Origin of the sequence: Pseudomonas fitomaticsae (assembly GCF_021018765.1) — a bacterium.
Classification (GTDB): Bacteria; Pseudomonadota; Gammaproteobacteria; order Pseudomonadales; family Pseudomonadaceae; genus Aquipseudomonas; species Aquipseudomonas fitomaticsae.
Map to the genome: position 1 here is coordinate 166,376 of NZ_CP075567.1, position 20,406 is coordinate 186,781.

At 62.0% G+C, this 20,406-nt stretch carries 17 protein-coding genes; 10 read left to right on the forward strand and 7 right to left on the reverse strand.

Annotated elements, in window-relative coordinates:
- The first annotated feature begins 112 nt into the window (after nucleotides 1-112).
- The gene (lpdA, locus tag KJY40_RS00765) at nucleotides 113-1,513 is read left to right on the forward strand and encodes a dihydrolipoyl dehydrogenase (protein ID WP_230734376.1); all 1,401 of its coding nucleotides are present in this window, start codon (nucleotides 113-115) and stop codon (nucleotides 1,511-1,513) included.
- Nucleotides 1,514-1,550: 37 nt separating this feature from the next.
- Here the strand turns inward: lpdA and KJY40_RS00770 are convergent, their stop codons facing one another.
- A complete protein-coding gene (locus KJY40_RS00770) occupies nucleotides 1,551-2,024 on the reverse strand; it encodes an Lrp/AsnC family transcriptional regulator (protein ID WP_007954205.1) in 474 nt (157 codons plus the stop codon).
- Nucleotides 2,025-2,168: 144 nt separating this feature from the next.
- On the opposite strand from KJY40_RS00770, the gene KJY40_RS00775 reads away from it, so the two are divergent.
- Nucleotides 2,169-2,798, forward strand: a complete 630-nt coding sequence (locus KJY40_RS00775) for a LysE family translocator (RefSeq protein WP_230734378.1) — start codon at nucleotides 2,169-2,171, stop codon at nucleotides 2,796-2,798.
- Here the strand turns inward: KJY40_RS00775 and KJY40_RS00780 are convergent.
- Genes KJY40_RS00780 through KJY40_RS00805 form a run of 6 tightly spaced genes read right to left on the reverse strand, consistent with a single transcriptional unit; the run spans nucleotide 2,795 to nucleotide 10,988 of the window.
- A complete protein-coding gene (locus tag KJY40_RS00780) occupies nucleotides 2,795-4,933 on the reverse strand; it encodes a hypothetical protein (protein ID WP_230734380.1) in 2,139 nt (712 codons plus the stop codon). The genes KJY40_RS00775 and KJY40_RS00780 overlap by 4 nt on opposite strands.
- Nucleotides 4,920-6,113, reverse strand: a complete 1,194-nt coding sequence (locus KJY40_RS00785) for a DUF3142 domain-containing protein (RefSeq protein WP_230734382.1) — start codon at nucleotides 6,111-6,113, stop codon at nucleotides 4,920-4,922. The genes KJY40_RS00780 and KJY40_RS00785 overlap by 14 nt, the downstream gene beginning before the upstream one ends.
- 48 nt (nucleotides 6,114-6,161) lie before the next feature.
- Complete coding sequence (locus KJY40_RS00790; RefSeq protein WP_230734384.1) at nucleotides 6,162-6,980, reverse strand: class I SAM-dependent methyltransferase; 819 nt, start codon at nucleotides 6,978-6,980, stop codon at nucleotides 6,162-6,164.
- The gene (locus KJY40_RS00795; RefSeq protein WP_230734386.1) at nucleotides 6,974-8,128 is read right to left on the reverse strand and encodes an acyltransferase family protein; all 1,155 of its coding nucleotides are present in this window, start codon (nucleotides 8,126-8,128) and stop codon (nucleotides 6,974-6,976) included. The genes KJY40_RS00790 and KJY40_RS00795 overlap by 7 nt, the downstream gene beginning before the upstream one ends.
- Entirely contained in the window at nucleotides 8,125-9,429 is a 1,305-nt protein-coding gene (locus KJY40_RS00800; RefSeq protein WP_230734388.1) for a glycosyltransferase, read from the reverse strand. Before KJY40_RS00800 ends, KJY40_RS00795 begins: the two co-directional genes overlap by 4 nt.
- Nucleotides 9,423-10,988: a glycosyltransferase gene (locus KJY40_RS00805; RefSeq protein WP_230734391.1), complete on the reverse strand. Its 1,566-nt coding sequence runs from the start codon at nucleotides 10,986-10,988 to the stop codon at nucleotides 9,423-9,425. The genes KJY40_RS00800 and KJY40_RS00805 overlap by 7 nt, the downstream gene beginning before the upstream one ends.
- Before the next feature lie 426 nt (nucleotides 10,989-11,414).
- Between KJY40_RS00805 and KJY40_RS00810 the strand changes: the two genes are divergently transcribed.
- From KJY40_RS00810 to KJY40_RS00845, 8 genes are read left to right on the forward strand one after another with little or no spacing between them, the layout of a single operon-like run.
- Nucleotides 11,415-12,329, forward strand: coding sequence for a GDP-mannose 4,6-dehydratase (locus KJY40_RS00810; RefSeq protein ID WP_230734393.1), 915 nt, complete (start codon nucleotides 11,415-11,417; stop codon nucleotides 12,327-12,329).
- Complete coding sequence (gene gmd, locus KJY40_RS00815; RefSeq protein ID WP_230734395.1) at nucleotides 12,326-13,297, forward strand: GDP-mannose 4,6-dehydratase; 972 nt, start codon at nucleotides 12,326-12,328, stop codon at nucleotides 13,295-13,297. The genes KJY40_RS00810 and gmd overlap by 4 nt, the downstream gene beginning before the upstream one ends.
- A 3-nt stretch (nucleotides 13,298-13,300) precedes the next feature.
- Nucleotides 13,301-14,743, forward strand: a complete 1,443-nt coding sequence (locus tag KJY40_RS00820; RefSeq protein ID WP_230734397.1) for a mannose-1-phosphate guanylyltransferase/mannose-6-phosphate isomerase — start codon at nucleotides 13,301-13,303, stop codon at nucleotides 14,741-14,743.
- Nucleotides 14,744-15,541 (forward strand): ABC transporter permease, encoded by a 798-nt coding sequence (locus KJY40_RS00825; RefSeq protein ID WP_230734399.1) that lies wholly within the window; start codon nucleotides 14,744-14,746, stop codon nucleotides 15,539-15,541. It begins immediately after the preceding gene.
- Entirely contained in the window at nucleotides 15,541-16,794 is a 1,254-nt protein-coding gene (locus KJY40_RS00830) for an ABC transporter ATP-binding protein (protein ID WP_230734402.1), read from the forward strand. Before KJY40_RS00825 ends, KJY40_RS00830 begins: the two co-directional genes overlap by 1 nt.
- On the forward strand, nucleotides 16,791-18,158 hold the full coding sequence (locus tag KJY40_RS00835) for a glycosyltransferase family 4 protein (protein ID WP_230734404.1): 1,368 nt from the start codon (nucleotides 16,791-16,793) through the stop codon (nucleotides 18,156-18,158). The genes KJY40_RS00830 and KJY40_RS00835 overlap by 4 nt, the downstream gene beginning before the upstream one ends.
- Entirely contained in the window at nucleotides 18,142-19,272 is a 1,131-nt protein-coding gene (locus tag KJY40_RS00840) for a glycosyltransferase family 4 protein (RefSeq protein ID WP_230734406.1), read from the forward strand. Before KJY40_RS00835 ends, KJY40_RS00840 begins: the two co-directional genes overlap by 17 nt.
- Nucleotides 19,273-20,403, forward strand: coding sequence for a glycosyltransferase family 4 protein (locus tag KJY40_RS00845; RefSeq protein WP_230734408.1), 1,131 nt, complete (start codon nucleotides 19,273-19,275; stop codon nucleotides 20,401-20,403).
- The last annotated feature ends 3 nt before the right edge of the window (nucleotides 20,404-20,406 follow it).

A 20,406-nucleotide genomic window follows, 5' to 3' on the forward strand; every position in this document is an offset into this window, starting at 1 on the left:
TGTCGCTTGCCTGAAGCCTTGACCGGAATGTCTGGAAACGCACATATTACGTTCGTAATTTTCAGTGCGAACTACTTTTACCGATCCGCATCCTTCAGCCAGGAGTAAGAGCATGAGCAACTATGACGTGGTGATTCTGGGCGGTGGCCCCGGCGGTTATAACGCAGCGATCCGCGCCGGCCAGCTGGGCCTCAAGGCCGCGTGCGTCGAGGGCCGCGCTACGCTGGGTGGCACCTGCCTGAACGTCGGCTGCATGCCGTCCAAGGCGCTTTTGCATGCGTCCGAGCTCTACGAAGCGGCGCTGGGCGCGGAGTTCGCCAACCTCGGCATCGAGGTCAAACCCACGCTCAACCTCGCGCAAATGATGAAGCAGAAAGACGAAAGCGTGAGCGGCCTGACCAAAGGCATCGAGTTTCTGTTTCGCAAAAACAAGGTCGACTGGATCAAGGGCTGGGGCCATATCGATGGCCCCGGAAAAGTCAGCGTGACCGGCGATCAGGGCAGCCGGATCGAGCTCACCGCGAAGGACATCGTTATCGCCACCGGCTCCGAGCCCACTCCCCTGCCCGGCGTGGAGATCGACAATAAGCGCATTCTCGACTCAACCGGTGCACTGTCCCTGAGCGAAGTACCCAAGCATCTGGTGGTAATCGGCGCAGGCGTGATCGGGCTCGAACTCGGTTCGGTCTGGCGCCGACTCGGCGCACAGGTAACGGTGGTGGAATACCTCGACCGCATCTGCCCCGGTGTCGACGGCGAAGCCGGCAAGACCCTGCAACGCTCACTGAGTAAACAAGGCATCAGCTTCAAGCTGAGCTCGAAAGTGACCAGCGCCACCTCCTCGGCCACTGGCGTACAGCTCAGCGTCGAACCCGCCGCCGGCGGAAACGCGGAAATCCTCGAAGCCGATTACGTATTGGTGGCCATCGGTCGTCGTCCGTACACCCAAGGCCTGGGCCTGGAAAACGTCGGCCTGAGCACCGACAAACGCGGCATGCTCGCCAACAAACAGCATCGCACCGAAGCGCCCGGCGTGTGGGTGATCGGCGACGTGACGTCCGGGCCGATGCTCGCGCACAAGGCCGAAGACGAAGCCATGGCCTGCATCGAGCAGATCGTCGGCAAGGCCGGCGAGGTCAATTACGACCTGATTCCCAACGTGATCTACACCCGCCCGGAACTGGCCAGCGTCGGCAAGACCGAAGAGCAGCTGAAAGCCGAAGGCCGGGCGTACAAGGTCGGCAAATTCCCGTTCACCGCCAACAGCCGGGCGAAGATCAATCACGAGACCGAAGGTTTTGCCAAAGTCATCGCCGATGAGCGCACCGACGAAGTCCTCGGCGTGCACCTGGTCGGCCCGAGCGTCAGTGAAATGATCGGCGAGTTCTGTGTGGCCATGGAATTCAGCGCCTCGGCTGAAGACATCGCGCTGACCTGCCACCCGCATCCAACCCGCTCCGAAGCGTTGCGTCAGGCGGCGATGAATGTCGAGGGGATGGCGACGCAGATGTAAGCACTGTGCGAATACTTCCCGCGCAATGCGGGAAGTATCAGGACGGCAGATGCCCCAGCGGCAACGCGCCGGGCGTTTTCACCGTGTGAATCGCAAAATTGCTGCGGATATCGCTCACCCCCGGCAGCTTCAACAGGCACCCGGTGAGAAAGCGGTCATAGGCGCGCAGATCCGGCACCACCACTTGCAGCAGAAAGTCCGATTCTCCCGATACCAGAAACGCCGAAATCACCTCCGGCAACGCCGTGACTGCCCGATGAAAAGCCTCGGCCTGTTCGTCGTTGTGGCGCTCGACCTTGACCCCGACAAACACCGTCAGCCCCAACCCCACTTCATCACGATCCAGATTGGCCTGATAACCGCGAATGACTCCGGCCTCTTCGAGCATCCGTACCCGGCGCAGGCACGGCGATGCCGACAGACCAATTTCGTCGGCCAGCTGCACATTGCTCAGGCGCCCGTCTCGTTGCAGCGCGGCGAGAATCTTGCGATCGAAGGCATCCAGTTTCATGGTTGGCAGATCCTGATGGTTTACGCGATGAAAGAGCGCAGGTTATGCCAATTCCGAGGCCTTTAGAAGCTGACTACGCAACCACCTGCCCTGCCCTTCGGCCCTAGACTGAGGCGACCGAATCGACAACGAAAGGGGTGCGACATGGCGAGTCTCTGGCTGTTTTTCCTGGCGTTGGCGGTGGTCTATCTGCTGCCCGGCCCGGACATGATCCTGCTGTTGCAGACCGGTGCCCGCCAGGGTCGCGGCGCAGCGCTGGCCACGGCGGTGGGTCTGGCGATTGCACGAGGTTGTCACGTCGCGTTGGCGGCGTTGGGGTTGGCGGCGCTGTTCAAGGCGGCGCCGTGGACGTTCGATGCCGTGCGGATCGCCGGGGCGGCGTACTTGCTGTGGATCGGCATTCAATGCCTGCGCACCACGCTGTTGTCGGATCTGAACGCCGACACCGTAACGGACAGCCATGCGCAGTGGTACGCAGCCATCCGTCGCGGCCTGTTGACCAATCTGCTCAACCCGAAAGCGTTGCTGTTTTGCTCGGTGCTGTTGCCGCAATTCATCGTGGCGAATGGTGCGCCGGTGCTGACGCAGTTTGCGCTGCTCGGCGCGATTCTGGTGGGCGCAGGACTGCTGTTCGACAGCGCCTACGCCCTGACCGGCGCCGCGCTGGGCCGCTGGCTGAAACACAGCCCGACAGCCCAGCGAGTACAGCAGTGGCTGTTCGGCAGCCTGTTGATCGGCTTTGCCGTGCGCCTGACCTTCCTCCAGCAGGCTTAGGTTTTGCGGGTCTTGCGCTGGCGGCGGGTGATCAGCAGCAACGCCACCGCGGTGAAGGCCACGATCGCTCCGATCTGAACCGGCCACTTGTACGGCCGCAGTGTCGAACGCACCGAGTCTGTCACCTGAGTGACGTAGCGCTTGTCGGCGTTTTCAAAGTCCGGATAGGGGCATTGATGGCCGAAATCCACGGCCCACAAAACGTACGGCCCCTCATCGACATAGCGTTTGTACAACGCGCTCTGCTCTTCCAGACTGCTGTTCCAGCCCGCCGCCGAGCACAACACAGCGGCAAACGCCTGACTGGTGTGCGGCAGATTATCCGCCGCCTGGCTGGCCAGCGCCGTCGCAACAAAACGATAGTGATAACGCTCGTCTGGCTGCGCTTCACTGGCCTTCTGACGTTGCACTTCGGCCTCGCTGACCAACGGCCCGACTTTCAGCTCGGTGTTTTCCAGGCTGTAGTTGCCGCCGAAGGTCGCGTAATCCGGGGCCATTTCGTAGCCCAGAATGTCCATGCCCCACTCACGAGCCGTCCACGCCGCATTGAACAGCGCGCTGGCACGCTTGGTCGGCCACCACGCCGAATCGGCCTTGAGGCGTTGCTCGCCATAGAGTCTGGCCTTGTTCTGCAGATCGGCGCTGTCGAAATAACCGACCGCTTCTTCGTAATGCCCCTCACGCAACAAACGCCGACCCAGCAGATTGCGAAGGCTTGCGGCCACCGGCAGCGGCACGTAATTGTCGCGATCCTGCTGGCTCAGCGCGGGCGGTGCCGGAACGTTGGTATCGACATAGTTTTTCAATTCCTCGACCGTCAGTACCCGCTCGGCCACGGTCGCAGCGTCGAACCAGTAAATGGTCTTGCTGCGATACAACTGGTCGAAGGCCTGCAGATACTCACCCCGTTGCAGCGCCAGAATCGCGCTTTCACCCTCGACCCGGCATTTCGGTTGAAGGCTTTCGAGATTCCAGTCGGCGGTGCGCCGCTCGCCCCAGGACTCGTCCTGCGGGAAGGCTTGCGCGGCTTTCGCATAAGCCGCAGCCGCCGCGCTCTTGTCTCCGTCACGCACCGCCAGTTTTGCCCGCAGCCACCACGCCAGGCCGCTGTCGCCAGCATGGTCGAGGAACGCCTTGGCGCTGGCGTAATCGCCCTGTTGATAATTCATCGCCGCCAGGCGATCAGCGTTGTCGAGGCTGCCGCGCGTGCTCGCTTGCAGAGCCTTGACCAGTTTCTTCTCGTTCGGCGGCTCATCGCCGAACGACCAGCCGATCCGGCTGATCAGCGAAGCGGTCACCAATTGCTGCACGGCTTTGCCACGCAGCAACTTTTCCAGTCGATCCTCGGGTTCTTCGGCCAGATCGTTCATCAACAGCTTCAGCGAGGTGTAGCCGACGTTCGAGCCATGCAGGTTTTGCGTGGCATAGAGTTCGATAGCCTTGTCCCAACTGCCCGCCGTGCGCAGCGCTCGCGCTTCTTCGCCGAGGCTGGCCACGCCGAGTTCCAGCGGATCGCTGAAACCATCGATGCTCAGTTGCCGCGTCTGACGGAAGGCTTCGATGGCGTTTTCCAACGCTTCAAGCGCGTCGCCCGCTTCGCTGCTCATGGCAAAGAACGCCCGGCCCAGCGAATAAGCAGCCCAAGTGCTGCGCAAAGGACGTTGATTGGCCGGCAGCGCCAGCAACTGGTGGAAATACTCGACAGCCAGTTGATGATCGCCGGCCCCGAACGCCACGGCGCCCGCCACATACAGACGCAGTTCCGCCGGCAGGCTCGCGCCCTGCACGTCGACCTGACGCGCGTCGGTCAGGCTGCGCAGTTGTTTGACCAGCGCTTGCTGTTCAGCCGTCAGGCCGATCTGCTCGGCCTTGTCGCGCACCTCGGCGGGTTCTGGCGCCTCGGCGTAGATGTCATCCGGATTGTGGGTGGCCGCGGTGACATTCTTCAGCCCGGCAATGGTTTTGCCGAGGCGACTGATCTCGAACCTGAAGTTGCCCTCCGGCAGTTCCGCCAGCGATTGCCCGCGATCGTCGAGCAGACGCATCGGAAAATCCGGGCCGCAGGCCAGCGCCGAACCCAGCGGCAGGCTGAGGCTCAGGCAAAGCAGATGGCGGGGCCAGTTACGGGTCAACATGCGAACCTCCTTGATCAATATTGGCGCAACGTGCCCAACCGATCGCACGCTGCCCGCCCGCCGGTATTCGGCCGTCGCGCAGGCGGGTGAAGGTAAGCAGATCCGCCGTCTGTTGCAATGCATAACCGGCGAGCGCATCGGCGCCCTCGCAGCTCTGGGCCTTGAGGGTGATGCGGGCGGGCCAGGCGCTGTCGAGGTTGCCAACATTGCGCAAAGCAATGTCTTGCAGACCGTTATGTTCGTTGAACGTCACGCCAAGCTGGCTGCTCAATGCATCGCCTCGGGCGACCGCACGCAGCGTGCTCAGGCTCCAGGCCCTGCGGTCGTTGGCCAACGGCAGACGAAACCAGATCAGACCGGCCAGGTGCGCCGGGCGATCCTCGCGTAATTCATTGGCCAGTCGGCTCAGTTGTTGCGGATCGGCGAGCAATTCGCGTCGCTGGCCACCACGCTCGAGCGGCACTTCGCTTTCCACCACCGGGGCGCCATCGGCATCCGCCAACAACGCCACGCCATAGGCCGGCAGCGCCAGGTAAAACGGTTTGTCAGTCACTCGCCCCCAGGCCTTGGCCCAGCGCTGCGCCTGCTCGGGATCGAACAGACCGCGACGCGGATCGCTGACGGCATGCACCTGCAACACACTGCTGTCGACGGTCGCCAGGAGCGCCGGCAATTGCGGACTGTCGAGCCAGGCAGGCAACGCGGTGATACTCAGAGGCAGGTTGGCCGGCAATGCGCCGCGCAGGTGAGCGAGGAATTCGGTATAGACCGACAGTCGGGCACTGCCGGCGTCATGGTCGATCTCGACCCCGGCCAGCGTGAGCCCCTGCCCTTGCCAGTCGGCAAGTACCTGAAGGATTTGCGCCGTGACCGCTTGCGGGTCGAGCGCCTTGAGCTGGCCATCGAGGCGAATCACCGCGATCAACGGCCGGGCATCGCGTTTCAGCAACGCGAAATCGACGCGTGCCCGACTCCATCCGGCATTCGGGAAAGCCTGCAACGCCAATACCCGCAACGTCGAGAAGTCGTTGCGACTGTCGTTCAGGGCAGGTTCATGGGCCGGCGTCCATTGCCGTTGCCAGACATAAAGCTGCTGATCGAGCGGCGCTGCGTCCTGCCGTTCACAAGCACACAGCAACAACACAGCCACCAGGGCTGACCACCCGATGATAAAGCGCATACCTTGCAGATCCCTGAGACATCAGGCTGCAAGGTTACACAAAAGCGCTCAGGGCTTGCGGGCAATGATGACCTGACTCTTCGCCACCACCGCATCCAGCGCCTGCTTGATCTGCGCGCCGCGCGGCGAGTCGAGCACCGCTTGCCAGGTCTGCGCCCAGTGGTTGAGCAGCGGGTGATCCGGGTTGCTGAAATCGACCTTGGCCTCCCAGAACAGCAACATCCACATCGACCAGTAAAAGCCGTACTGGCTGTGGCTGATGATCTCGAGCCCCGCCTCACTGACCATCGCCTTGAACTGCTCTTCACTGATGATGCGAATGTGGTTGGGCTTCTGGAAATACTCCGGCGCGGCGATGTCCTTTTGCAGGTCTTCGGAGCTCGGGTGCGGCACGCTCAGCAGATACAGCGCGCCCGACTGGCCGACGCGCACCAGTTCGGCGAGGAACTGCGCCGGGTCGTCAACGTGCTCGATGACTTCGGTGGACACCACGCGAGTGGCGGTGCCATCAGCAATCGGCAGCGGATTGCAGTCGGTCACATGGCACTCGACGCTACGCGCCGGCGTATCGCTCAGGCGCTGGCGAGTCGCCTCGACCTTGGCGCCGTCGATGTCGGCGATGATGATCTTCGCCCCGCGCATGCCGCAGAAATGCACGTTGCCACCGTCGCCACAGCCAACGTCGAGCAAGGTGTCATCGGCGGTCACCGGGAAGCCTTTGAACAACTCACCGGTTTCCTGGTTGAACCAGCCGCTGAGCATCGCGTCGTGCAGGCCGAGCATGTACGAATCGACCTTCCCGGCAGCTGGCTGCTCAGGAATCGGTGCAGGCGTCGACGCCGTGAGTTTCTTCAAAAGGCTCAGCATGAGGTGGCTCCAGAGGATGGGACGGCGATTCGCGATGTACCGAGGCGCCGCACCAGGGCAGCGCCTCGATTGCGCATCGGCATTTCGATGACACGGTAATTAAGCTCGCTGAGCAGCACGATCAGACCGAACGCCAGCAACAGCGTGATGATCGGGTGACCGGCAGGGCTGGGCATTCCCGCCTCCTGCAAGCGGAAGATCAGCTCACGCACCAATTGGTAAGCCGGAATATGGATCAGGTAGATCCCGTATGAACGGCTGCCGACCCACGCCATCAACCGTTGCAGCCTGCCGGCAGGCAGCAGGTAATCGCGGTTGTACGAAGCGATCCACACCAGCAGTGCGCCGAGCACGGCAATCGAGCCGATGCGCCAGGAAGTGAAAGTAAAACGGTCGGTGGCCATGTAGCTCAGCAACAGCGCCAGCACGATCAGCGCACCCACTCCGGCCCACGGGCGGCGCAGGAAAGTCGGCTCCCACCGGCGATAGCCCGGCTGCATGCTCCACATCGCCAGCAACACACCCAGGGCCAGCGCATCGGTGCGGATCACCATCAATATCGGCGTGCGCAGGGTGAACAATTGCACCGCGACCAGCGCCAGCAGCGCCCAGACCAGACGTTTGCGGCACACCAGAATCAGCAGCGGGAACAGCAGATAGAACTGCTCCTCCAGCGCCAGGCTCCAGTACACGAAACTGCTGCCGTACTCGTAATGAAAAAAACTGTCGGCAAAACGGAAGTTGGCGTACTGCAACACGCCCGCCAGCGTCGCTTGCAGGTTGGCGTGCAACGTACCGAATGCTCCGGAGCGATTGAGAAACAGGCAAGCGAGCAACATCAGCGCCAGCCACAACCACGCTGACGGCAGCAGACGAAAGACCCGGCGCAACCAGAAGTCCCGCGTCTGCTCCCAGTACTCCTGACGGGTCGTGCAGCCTCGCAACGCCGGGATCAGACTGCGGGCGATGACGAATCCGGAGATCGCGAAAAACAGATCGACGCCCCACCACGGCTGCGCCCAGGCGTGGATTTTTTCCAGCAAGGGCACCGGGTCGGTGAACAGGCTGCCCTGCAAATGATGAAACAGCACACCGAGCACCGCGATCGCTCGCAGTACTTCGATATCCAGGATTCGTTTGTCGCTCATGCCTGGGGCACCTCTGTGCCCGCAGATGCCTGACGCTCGAACAACTGCGCGAGAAAAGCCCGCAGCCGCTGCTCGGCCACCGCCTGACTGCAGAAACCCCGCAGGCTGCTGACGGCCTGGGTAGCCATTTGTGCGTAACGTTGCGGATCGTGTTTCGCCACCTCGTAACTGTCGCGATAGGCCACGCAGACCGACGCCCAGTTGGTCATATAGCGCAACGTGCGGAACGCCTTGCGCGGATCGTGAGGCCAGGCGGTGAGTTCATCGGTGGACTCGACCAGGAACGCATTGTCGGTGCTCAGGTAATCGATCATCGCCGTGGTGCGCGGCGCCACGGCCGGCTTGCCGCAGGACATGAACTCCATCAGCGGCAGGCACTGGCCTTCGCCGTAGGAAGTGTTCACCACGTAGCGGGTAGCCTGCACCAGGCGTTCGTAGTCCGGGTCCGCAAGGTAGCCATAAATCAGCACGATGCGGCAGCGGTAGGACTGATTCTTGTACAGGTGATGAAGAATGTCGCTCAGCGCTTCTTCAGCATCGTGGTGCGTGAGCTTGAGCACCAGCGTCGCGTCTTCGACATCGCGAAACGTCACGCAGAATGCGCTGAGCATGTCTTCCCAGTTCTTGCGTCCGTCACCGGGATTGAACACCGACGTGTAAACGACACCGTCCAGCAACAGCGCCTGCTCGCGAACCGGCGCCCGGAAATCGATGCCCTTGCCGCGGCGCAAATGTTTCGGGCCAAACGCGTCGAGATCGAGCTGACGGCTGTCGGCGACCAGCCCCTTGATCTTCAACCGCACCGGCCCTGTCGAGGGCTGGCCCTGAAGCTGCGCGCCACGGGCCGCAAAGCGGTCCCATACCGGTGCCGGCACCGCGACAATCGGGTAATCGGCGCCCATGGCCTCGCGCACGGCCTTGACCGTGTAGCTGGAATGGGTGATCGCTGCTCCGCAGGCCCGGAGTACCGTGCGCCAGTCATTGCGCGGCTCGTTGTCGAAGGGTTCGTCGGGGATGGTGCTGAATTCCCAGGCGAACACCGGCAGCGTCGGGCACGCCAGGTGGATCGGCGTGCGGTGCGGCGGCGAGAACGACAGAAATACACACGGCTCGCCACGGGCCAGGCATTCCAGATACAGCGCATCGACTTCGCGCGCCGGGTCGGTGACTTCCACCACACGCCCGAGGCGTTCGAGCACCGGCCGGTATTCCTTGAGCACGAAGTAGTAGCTGTACTCCGAACGCCCCAGGTTTTGCGCAATGGTGTGCTGGTTGGTTTCCGAGTGAATGATGATCAGCATGAGGCGTTATCCGTCACGGGGGCGGCATCGGCAGCCAGCGGCACGAGGCCGAAAAAGTCCGCCATGCGCCGCTGCACCGGGGCGAACGCGCAATAGTCGTGCATGCGCTCCACAGCGGCGGCAGACATGCGCGCGTAATCCTGCGGCTGCGCCTTGGCCATCCGGTAGCTGTTCTCGTAGGCGCTTTTGAGCGAGGCCCAGTCCGGCCGATAGCGCAGAGTGCGGTAGATGATGCGGGTGTCCTGGGGCCAGATCGTCAGCTCTTCGCTGGACCGGACAACGAAAGCCACCGTGTCATCGATGTAGTCTTCCATGGCCGTGTGGTTCGGGGCGATCACCGGTTTGCCGCTGGACATGAACTCCATCAGCGGCAGGCACAGGCCTTCGCAGCGTGACGCGTTGACGTAGAAACTGGCAGCCTGGTAGAGCCGCGCGTATTGCGCGTCGTCCAGGTATCCGTGCATCACCAGCACCCGGCAGGCGAACGGTGTCAGTTGCGCGAGCAGGGTCATCAGTTCGCTGTAGTAGGACGCCAGATCGTTCTGGGTGATCTTCAGCACCAGCGTCGCGTCAGGCTTTTCGCGAAAGGCCCAGCAGAATGCAGTGATCAGGTGGTGCCAGTTCTTGCGGCCGTCCTTGGGGTTGAACACGGTCACGTAGACCACGCCCTCGACCGTGGTCTCGACCACCGAGGAGGTGTCCGGCAGATTCAGCGGCGGCGGTTCGGCCACGGGGATCTCGTGGGGACCGGCAATGGCCGGCAGTCGCCTCTCGAGCCAGGCGTGCAGGCTGTCCGGAAGCAGATCCTGCAGCCCTTCCCAGTATCCGTGATGCAGGTACTTCACTCGCGCCATCGGGCTGGCGTGTCCATTCGCCGGGTTCAGCACCCACAGACGCAGGTAATGGCGAGCAATGACCAGGCGCCGTTTCAAGGTCAGTGGCGGCGGACGCCGGGCTTCGATTTCGGCCAGCTGTTCGGCCGTCAGCGGTTCGGGCAACAGATCATCGGCAGACAACCCCAATGTGCGGCTATCGAAAATGCAGCCCTTGATCGCCAGGCTCGCACCGGGATTGAGAGGCGCGCTGACCGTTTGCTCACGGATGGCGGCAAAGTTTTCCCACAGGGGCGTCGGCAACACCAGCACCGGGAAATCCTCCCCCATGGCCCGACGGATCGCCCGGGCCGTGTGGCTCGACAACGTGATGACACGTCCTTGTCGTGCGAGCATCTGCGTCCAGTCCTGGCGCGGATCGCCATCCCACGACTCGTCGGGGATCGAATCGAATTCCCACGCGATCACGCAGATCGTCGGGCACTCCAGATCGGTCGGGGTATTTTGCGGCGGGGTGAACGAGAGGAACATGCTGCGCTCACCGGCAGCGAGCAACTGTCGATAGAGCGGATCGACCTCCGCGGTGGAGGACACGACATGCACTCGTCCGAGGCTTTCGAGCACCGGCCGATAGGCTTTGAGCACGAAGTAGTAGCTGTATTCGGGACGCCCGAGACTCTGGCTGATGGAGCGGTCGTTGACGTCCGAGTAGAGAATGAAATTCATGGCATCCCACTGTGCGACCGCCATCCCGGCAGCCCCACGCTGTGACGGCCGGGCGTCGGATCCGGTCGGCGGGGCCGACTCTTGTCCGGTGTCCTGGAGCACGTCTTCGTTCTTGTTTTAGTGGTCAGTTTTACCCGGCCGCGCAACCCTCCGGGCAACGTTCGGGTAACCGCGACGAGGGGCATTCTAAACACATCCGTCGAAGGTTCGGGAACCGCCCGGCGAGAAAAACCCGACTACGCTGACGAGAACTGACCAGTCACGGTTTGGCCGGTTGAAATTGCTGCGCAATTGGCACAGATTGGCAACCAAACAACTACAACAACGACTTTACCCGTCGCCCTGCCGAAGTTTTCTCTCGGTCTGACAGACATTCCCTTAAAGCCTGTGGGAAACGGTGAAAGTTAAAGACCAAGGGGTCGCTGTTTGAAAAAAAGTCTGTTCGTCACGGGCCTCAGTGGCTTCGTGGGACAACACATCCAGTCACGTCTGCAAGGGGACGACGCCTCCTGGCGTCTGCTGCCTTGCGACTCACCCTATGACCTGACAAAACCGGACAGCCTCACCGATCTGTGGCCGCAATTGCCCGATGCGGTGATACACCTTGCAGGCCAGACCTTCGTCCCCGAAGCTTTCCGCGACCCGGCACGTACCTTCGACATCAATCTGCTCGGCACCTTGAACCTGTTGCAGGCACTCAAGGCCCGCGGCTTCAAGGGCACGTTCCTGTATGTCAGCTCGGGCGACGTCTACGGCCAGGTTGAAGAGTCCGCGCTGCCGATCACCGAACTGCAACCACCCTGCCCGCGCAATCCCTATGCAGTAAGCAAGCTGTCGGCCGAATTTCTCAGCCTGCAATGGGGCCTGAGCGAAGGCTGGCCGGTGCTGGTGGCGCGCCCGTTCAATCACATCGGCACCGGGCAGAAAGAAAGCTTCGTCATCGCCAGCGCCGCGCGGCAGATCAGCCGCATCAAGCAAGGACTGCAGGCGCCGCAACTGGAAGTCGGCGACATCGATGTCACCCGCGACTTTCTCGATGTCGGCGACGTGGTCTCGGCCTATTTCGCGCTGCTGGACAAAGGCACGCCGGGACAGGTCTACAACATTTGCTCAGGCCATGAGCAAAGCATCCGCAGCCTCATCGAACAGCTGGGTGATCTGGCCGAGGTCGAGCTGCAACTGGTTCAGGATCCGGCACGCCTGCGTCGTGCGGATCAGCGTCGCGTCTGCGGCAGCCATCAACGGCTGACCCGGACCACAGGATGGACGCCGCAAATCACTACACAACAATCCCTGCGGGCGATCCTGTCCGACTGGGAGACGCGAGTACGACAAGAATGACAAAAAGTGCATTGATCACAGGGATCACCGGCCAGGACGGCGCGTATCTGGCCAGACTGCTGCTCGACAAGGGTTACAAGGTTCACGGCCTGGTGGCGCGGCGCAGCAGCGATTCGCGCTGGCGCCTGCGCGAGATGGGCCTCGAAGCCGACATCGTGTACCTGGACGGCGACATGGCCGATGCCTGCTCGGTGCAGCGCGCGGTGATCAAATCCGCGCCTGACGAGGTGTATAACCTGGCGGCCCAAAGCTTCGTCGCCGCGTCCTGGGACCAACCGGTGACCACCGGCATCGTCGATGGCCTGGGCGTGACCCACCTGCTCGAAGCGATCCGTCAGTTCAGTCCGCACACGCGTTTCTATCAGGCATCCACCAGCGAAATGTTCGGCCTGATCCAGGCCGAGCAACAGGACGAAAACACCCCGTTCTATCCGCGCAGCCCTTACGGCGTGGCCAAACTCTATGGCCACTGGATCACCGTCAACTACCGCGAAAGCTTCAACCTGCACGCCAGCAGCGGCATTCTGTTCAACCATGAGTCGCCACTGCGCGGCATCGAGTTCGTGACCCGCAAGGTCACCGACGCCGCAGCGCGCATCAAGCAGGGCAAACAGCAGGAGCTGGCCCTGGGCAACATCGACGCCAAGCGCGACTGGGGTTTCGCCGGTGACTACGTCGAGGCCATGTGGCTGATGCTGCAACAGGACAAGCCCGACGATTTCGTGGTCGCCACCGGCGTCACCACCACCGTGCGCGAGATGTGCCGCATCGCCTTCGATCACGTCGGCCTGAACTACCGGGATTACGTGAAGATCGACCCGGCGTTCTTCCGCCCGGCCGAAGTCGAAGTGCTGCTCGGCAACCCGGCCAAGGCTCAGCGTGTGCTGGGCTGGAAACCCAGGACCGACCTCGACACCCTGATCCGCATGATGATGGATGCGGACATGAAACGCGTCGCCAAGGAGTAGGCCATGCTGATCCCCGTGATTCTGTCCGGCGGTGCCGGCACCCGTTTGTGGCCGGTATCCCGCGAGGGCCATCCGAAGCCGTTCATGACCCTGCCCGACGGCCAGTCGCTGCTGGGCAAGACCTATCGGCGCGCCGCCGCGCTGCTGGACGGCTGGGGCGACATCGTCACGGTGACCAACCGCGAGTACTACTTCCAGAGCAAGGATCACTATCAGGCCGCGCGCCTTTCCCGGCATCGCGGGCACTTCCTGCTCGAACCCACCGGACGCAACACCGCGCCGGCGATCGCCGCAGCGGCGTTGTCACTGCAAGCCTTGCACGGTGATGCAGCGATCATGGTGGTGATGCCCGCCGACCATCTGATCGTCAACGAAGACGCGCTCAAAAGCGCGGTCGAACACGCGGTCAATCTGGCGAAGGACGGCTATCTGGTGACCTTCGGCGTGGTGCCGACCGCCCCGGAAACCGGCTTCGGCTACATCGAGACTGGCGCTCCGCTGGATGCCCGGGGCGCGGCCAAGGTGCAGCGTTTCGTGGAAAAACCTGACCTGCAGACCGCCACCCATTATCTGGAGAGTGGCAACTTCCTGTGGAACTCGGGGATGTTCTGCTTCACCACCGCAACCCTGATCGCCGAGCTGGAACTGCACGCCCCCGAGCTGCTGGAACAGACCCGCGCCTGCATGGCCGCCAGCGAACCGGTGGAAACCGTCGGCTGCCTGCAACAGGAACTCTGCCCGCAGCTGTTCACCGAAATCACCGACATTTCCATCGACTACGCGCTGATGGAACGCTCGGAGAAAGTCGTGGTGGTACCCGCCGGTTTCGACTGGAGCGATATCGGTTCGTGGGGTGCCGTAGCGGCGCTGGTGCCGGCCGATGCCGACAACAACCGCGCCAGCGGCGAAGCGATATTCATCGACAGCCACAACAACTTCGTTCAAAGCGAAGGCCGCCTGGTGGCCGCCGTCGGTGTGGATAACCTGATCGTCATCGACACCGCCGACGCCGTGCTGGTAGCCCACGCCGACCGTGCGCAGGATGTGCGGCGCGTGGCCAAGCAGCTCAAGGACAAGTCCCACGAAGCCTATCGCCTGCACCGCACGGTCAGCCGTCCGTGGGGCACCTACACCGTGCTCGAGGAAGGCCCGCGCTTCAAGATCAAGCGCATCGTGGTCAAGCCCGGCGGCAAGCTGTCGTTGCAGATGCACCATCACCGCAATGAACACTGGGTGGTGGTCGAAGGCATGGCCAAGGTGACCAACAACGGCAGCGGCACGACCCTGGTGGCCAAGAACGAATCGACGTTCATCGCTGCCGGTCACAGGCACCGTCTGGAAAACCCCGGCGTGATCGACCTGGTGATCATCGAAGTGCAAAGCGGCGAATACCTGGGAGAGGACGATATCGTCCGCTTCGAAGACCAGTACGGCAGGACGGTTTGAATGCTGCTTTCCCTGTACCGCTCGCTTCACGACTATCGGGGTTTCATCCTCGGTAGCGTCAAACGGGAGTTTCAAGCGCGGTATCGCAATTCACTGCTCGGCGCCTTGTGGCCGGTGTTCAATCCGCTGTCGATGATCATCGTCTACACCGTGATCTTTTCCCACATCATGCGCGCACGCCTGCCGGGCGTGGATGACAGCATGGCCTACAGCATCTACCTCTGCGCCGGGTTGCTGGCATGGGGGTTGTTCTCTGAAATCACGTTGCGCAGCCAGACCATGTTTCTGGACAACGCCAACCTGCTGAAGAAAATCAGCTTCCCCAGAATCTGCCTGCCGGTGATCGTGCTCTGCAACGCGGCGATCAACTTTGCCATCATCATCGGCCTGTTCCTCGGGTTTCTGCTGATCACCGGGCGCTGGCCGGGCATGGCACTGCTGGCGCTGATTCCCCTGATTGCGCTGCAAATGATGTTCTGCGCCGGGCTGGGCATGATCCTCGGTGTGTTGAACGTGTTCTTTCGCGACGTCGGCCAGCTCTTTGCCATCTGCCTGCAGTTCTGGTTCTGGCTGACGCCGATCGTGTACCCGATGAGCATCCTGCCGGAGTGGGTACAGCGCCTGCTTCAACTCAACCCGATGACCAACCTGATCGGCAGCTATCAGAACCTGTTCCTTTATGGACACTGGCCTGTATGGAGTTCGCTGCTGCCGACGTTCATCGCCGCGCTGTTGATGTGCCTGATCGGCCTGCGGCTGTTTCGCAGGCGAGTCGGTGAAATGGTGGATGAACTCTGATGGGGCATATTCGCGTGACCGGCCTGGGCAAGGCCTATAAGCAGTACCCGAACCGCTGGAGTCGCCTGGCCGAATGGCTGATCCCGTTTTCTCCCCTGCGCCATCACCAGCACTGGGTACTTCAGGATGTGGCGTTCGAGATTGCAGCCGGAGAGTCGGTGGGCATCGTCGGTGCGAACGGTGCCGGTAAAAGCACCTTGCTCAAGATGATCACGGGAACCACTCACCCCACCTGCGGCAAGATCGAGACTGAAGGCCGCGTCGCCGCATTGCTGGAGCTGGGCATGGGTTTTCACCCGGACTTCACCGGCCGCCAGAATGCCGTCATGGCCGGGCAGCTGCTGGGGCTGCAGGTCGACGAAATCGAGGCGTTGATGCCCGACATCGAACTTTTTGCAGAAATCGGCGAGGCAATCGATCACCCGGTCCGCACCTACTCCAGCGGCATGCAAATGCGCCTGGCCTTCAGTGTCGCCACCGCGCGGCGACCGGACATCCTGATCGTCGACGAAGCACTGTCGGTCGGTGACGCCTACTTCCAGCACAAGAGCTTCGAGCGCATTCGCAGCTTCCGCAAGGCGGGCACTACGTTGCTGATCGTGTCCCACGATCGCTTCGCGATCCAGTCGATTTGCGATTCGGCCATCCTGCTCAAGGATGGCCACATGGCCATGTACGACAAACCGGAAGCCGTGCTCGATTATTACAACGCCCTGATGGCCGAGCGTGAGGGTCAGGTCGTGCGTCAGGAAAAACTCGCAGGTGGCGAGATGCGGACCGTGTCCGGTACCGGTGAAGCTGCCATTCTTGAGGTACGCCTGCTCGATGATCAGAACCGCTCCATCGATGCTGCCGAAGTCGGCCAGCCAGTGGTGCTGGAAGTGCAGGTCGAGGTGCGTCGCGACATCGAAAGGCTGGTACTCGGCTTCATTCTCAAGGACCGCCTGGGTCAGATGATGTATGGCATCAATACCCATCGCCTGGACAAGGCGCTGACGGACCTGCATGCCGGTGAACGAGTGACCTATCGCTTTGCCTTCGTGATGGGTCTGGGCAAGGGCAACTACTCGGTATCCCTGAGTCTGTCGCGCCTGGACTCCCATCTGGATCGCAACTTCGAGTGGCGCGACTATGGCCTGGTATTTCATGTGATCAACAACCGGCATGAAGACTTCGTCGGTTGCTCATGGCTCGATGCCAAAGCCTCGATCACCCGCCACCCCGCCGCTGCATTGACCGAGCGTGCGCCATGACCCGCCTGCTGGTCGAATGCACCCACGTGTTCAAACACCCGAAGGTCAATTCGGGGATTCAGCGGGTCGTGCGCAATGTCATCAACCGGTTGCCGTCGAACGCCGAAGGTGTCGAATGCGTACCGGTGATCCTGCTCAAGGGCAGGCTGTATCGCGTGACGCGTCTGGCGCCGCTGGATTCGGCGCTGTTCAGCGGGATCTTCACGTTCGGTGAACGCCTGGAACGCCTGTCCCATCGTTGCTGGCAATGGCATCAGCGTTTAGACAGTCACTCAGGCAGCAGACTGGCGCGGCGTCTGTTGTATGTCGGCTATCGCCTGCTTTCGATCGGCGCATTCAGCCTGCCGCTGCGGCTGATCGAGCACGTGAACCGTTTTCAGTTGCCCCGACGCTGTGAACCCCTGTCACACCAGCCGGGCGATCAACTGGTACTGCTGGATTCGTCCTGGCATTCGGATTTTTTCCTCCACGCCGAACGACTCAAGCGTGAAGGCATGGGCATCGTTGCGGTGATCTACGATCTGATTCCCCTGTCCCATCCGCAGTTCTACGACACGCGACTGGTCGAGGTGTACAGCGAGTGGTTCGACTGGATCGCCCGTAATGCCGATGGTTTCATGGCGATTTCCGCCACCGTCCGCGATCAGGTGCGTGAAGAACTGCAACGGCGCCTGCCAGCGGCACAGATCGACAAACGCTGGTTCGACTATTTCCACCTGGGGTCGGAGCTGGACCTGCAGAGCGTCGACGCCACCGTCGAACCGCGCCTTGAACGGCTCTTCACCACGCAGGATCCTACGTTCCTGATGGTCAGCACCATCGAACCGCGCAAAAATCACGACTATCTGCTGGATGCCTTTGATCATGCCTGGGCGAACGGCTCGAAAGCCCGGTTGTGCATCGCCGGGCGCATTGGCTGGAAGTGCGACGCCCTGCTCACCCGGATACGCAATCACCCGGAACTGAACCGCCGTCTGTTCATGTTCAACGACTTGAGCGACACCAGCCTTGAACACGCCTACGCCCATGCCAGCGCGCTGGTGTTTCCGTCGTTCGTCGAAGGTTTCGGCCTGCCGCTGGTGGAAGCCATGCAACGCGGGTTGCCGGCGATGGGCAGCGACATCCCGGTGTTTCGCGAGATCGGCGGTGAATTCATGGCGTATTTCGATCTGCAATCGCCGCAAAGTCTCGCCGATCTGGTGCAGACCTTTGAGCGCAGCGGTCGATTTCCGGCCGCCCGCGATGTCAGCGAATGGCAATGGATCGGCTGGCGTGAAGCCAGCGCGCAACTGGCCGAGCGTACCGCGCGCCATGTGCTGGAGGCACCTCAGGTGCCAGCGAGGCAACATGCGCATAGCCCTTAACGCCCGAATCCTCCAGGCACCGCGCACCGGCATCGGCCATTACGTGGCCGAACTGGTGAATGCCTTGCACGCTGAAACTGATATAGAGGTGGCGCTGTTCCATGGCTGGGGCTGGAGCTCGCACCTGCCGGAAGCGGCGATGCCCGGTTATTCACGCCTGACGCCGCTGCTGCGGCAGATCCCCGGCGCCTATCAGGCACGCCGCTGGCTGGAGCAGAAACGCTTCGATCAGGGCCCTGCGCAACCGGTGGATCTGTATCACGAACCGAGCCTTTGGCCGCTGGCCTTCGATGGCCCGACCGTGATTACCCTGCACGATCTCACGCACCTGCATTTCCCCGAGACCCAGCCGCCGGCACGGCTGCGGGAAATCGAACGGCGGCTCGCCGACGGCGTACGCCAGGCGCGGATCATTCTGACTGACTCGCAAGCCATCGCTGACGAGGCCCGGGAGTATTTCGGACTACCTGCCGAGCGCTTTGTGGTCGCGCCGCTGGGTGTCGCCGAACGTTTCCATCGGCGCGAGCCGCAAGACATCGATGCGGTGCTCAAGGCCCATGCGGTCGAGTACCGGGAATATTTCCTCTGCGTCGGCACCCTGGAGCCGCGCAAGAACCTGAACCTGGCCCTGCGCGCCCACGCGCTGTTGCCGGACCTGGTGCGCGAGCGTTTCCCGCTGTTGATCGTCGGCATGGCCGGCTGGCAGCACGACCAGTTCAGTGAAGAATTGCAGCAGGCGCTGGCTTGCGGGCACGTGTGCCTGCTCGGCTACTTGCCCGATGAGCAAGTCGCGCAATTGCTGGCCGGCGCCCGGGCGCTGATTTTTCCGTCGCGGTATGAAGGTTTCGGTCTGCCGGTGCTGGAAGCGATGGCCAGCGGCACGCCGGTGGTGCTGACCCGCTCTTCGGCCATGCCGGAAGTGGCGGGGGACGCCGGCAACTATATTGAAGCTGACGATGCAGACGGCTTGCGTGATGCGATGAGCCGACTGATCGATGATCAAGCGCACTGGCAGGTATGCCGGGAAGCCGGATTGCAGCAGGCACGGCTTTTTTCCTGGAAGCGTTGCGCGCAGGCCACGGCCGGCGCCTACCACCAGGCCATGGGAGGTTGAATGCGAGTTCTGCATTTTTTCAAGACGTACCTGCCTGACTCGGTCGGCGGTATCGAGCAAGTCATCTTTCAGCTCTGCGAGAGTGGCGCCCAACGCGGCATCGAAGGCCAGGTACTGACTCTCAGCGCCAATCCCGACCCAGCCGTGGTACACCTCGGCGAGCACGAGGTGCATCGGGCAAAACTGGATATCCAGTTCGCTTCCACCGGTTTTTCCTGGAGCGTGTTCAAGCAGTTCCGCGAACTGGCCGCCGAAGCCGACGTGATCAACTACCACTTCCCGTGGCCGTTCATGGACCTGGTGCATTTCGCCAGCAATCTGAATAAACCGAGCGTGGTGACCTACCACTCGGACATCATTCGCCAGAAGCACCTGCTCAAACTCTATCGCCCGCTGATGAACCGTTTCCTCGCCAGCGCCGACCGGATTGTCGCGGCTTCACCGAACTATCTGCACACCAGTGACGTGTTGCAGCAATTCCAGGACAAGACCCGCGTCATCCCCTATGGCTTGAACAAGGCCGGTTATCCACAGCCCGACGTCGAGCGCATGAACCGCTGGCGCCAGCAGCTTGGGGATAAGTTTTTCCTGTTTGTCGGAGTGATGCGCTATTACAAAGGCCTGCACATCCTGCTGGATGCTTTGAAGGACGTGGACTACCCGGTGGTGATCGTCGGCGCCGGCCCGCTGGAGCAGCAACTGCACGCCCAGGCTGCTGCGCTGGGCCTGCGCAACATTCATTTCCTCGGCCGTCTGAGCGATGAAGACAAGGTCGCCCTGCTGCAACTGAGCTACGCCATCGTCTTCCCGTCGCACCTGCGCTCGGAAGCGTTCGGTATTTCGCTGCTGGAAGGCGCAATGTACGGCAAGCCGATGATCTCCAGCGAGATCGGCACCGGCACCAGCTACATCAATATCCACAACGAAACCGGACTGGTGGTGCCGCCAAGTCATCCACAGGCGTTTCGTGAAGCGATGCGTACCTTGTGGGAAAACCCGGCCCGCGCCGCCGAAATGGGCCTCAAGGCTGAGGCCCGTTATCGGCAGTTATTCACAGCCGATGAAATGGGCCGCAAGTGGACCGAGTTGTATCAGGAGCTGCTGGAGGAAAAGGCGTTGTCCTACGCCTGATCC

What these genes read in the sequence shown, in the direction of transcription:
- lpdA (WP_230734376.1), top strand. Translation starts at nt 113, where the DNA reads ATGAGCAACTATGACGTGGTGATTCTGGGCGGTGGCCCCGGCGGTTAT.
- KJY40_RS00770 (WP_007954205.1), bottom strand. Translation starts at nt 2,024, where the DNA reads ATGAAACTGGATGCCTTCGATCGCAAGATTCTCGCCGCGCTGCAACGA.
- KJY40_RS00775 (WP_230734378.1), top strand. Translation starts at nt 2,169, where the DNA reads ATGGCGAGTCTCTGGCTGTTTTTCCTGGCGTTGGCGGTGGTCTATCTG.
- KJY40_RS00780 (WP_230734380.1), bottom strand. Translation starts at nt 4,933, where the DNA reads ATGTTGACCCGTAACTGGCCCCGCCATCTGCTTTGCCTGAGCCTCAGC.
- KJY40_RS00785 (WP_230734382.1), bottom strand. Translation starts at nt 6,113, where the DNA reads ATGCGCTTTATCATCGGGTGGTCAGCCCTGGTGGCTGTGTTGTTGCTG.
- KJY40_RS00790 (WP_230734384.1), bottom strand. Translation starts at nt 6,980, where the DNA reads ATGCTGAGCCTTTTGAAGAAACTCACGGCGTCGACGCCTGCACCGATT.
- KJY40_RS00795 (WP_230734386.1), bottom strand. Translation starts at nt 8,128, where the DNA reads ATGAGCGACAAACGAATCCTGGATATCGAAGTACTGCGAGCGATCGCG.
- KJY40_RS00800 (WP_230734388.1), bottom strand. Translation starts at nt 9,429, where the DNA reads ATGCTGATCATCATTCACTCGGAAACCAACCAGCACACCATTGCGCAA.
- KJY40_RS00805 (WP_230734391.1), bottom strand. Translation starts at nt 10,988, where the DNA reads ATGAATTTCATTCTCTACTCGGACGTCAACGACCGCTCCATCAGCCAG.
- gmd (WP_230734395.1), top strand. Translation starts at nt 12,326, where the DNA reads ATGACAAAAAGTGCATTGATCACAGGGATCACCGGCCAGGACGGCGCG.
- KJY40_RS00820 (WP_230734397.1), top strand. Translation starts at nt 13,301, where the DNA reads ATGCTGATCCCCGTGATTCTGTCCGGCGGTGCCGGCACCCGTTTGTGG.
- KJY40_RS00825 (WP_230734399.1), top strand. Translation starts at nt 14,744, where the DNA reads ATGCTGCTTTCCCTGTACCGCTCGCTTCACGACTATCGGGGTTTCATC.
- KJY40_RS00830 (WP_230734402.1), top strand. Translation starts at nt 15,541, where the DNA reads ATGGGGCATATTCGCGTGACCGGCCTGGGCAAGGCCTATAAGCAGTAC.
- KJY40_RS00835 (WP_230734404.1), top strand. Translation starts at nt 16,791, where the DNA reads ATGACCCGCCTGCTGGTCGAATGCACCCACGTGTTCAAACACCCGAAG.
- KJY40_RS00840 (WP_230734406.1), top strand. Translation starts at nt 18,142, where the DNA reads ATGCGCATAGCCCTTAACGCCCGAATCCTCCAGGCACCGCGCACCGGC.
- KJY40_RS00845 (WP_230734408.1), top strand. Translation starts at nt 19,273, where the DNA reads ATGCGAGTTCTGCATTTTTTCAAGACGTACCTGCCTGACTCGGTCGGC.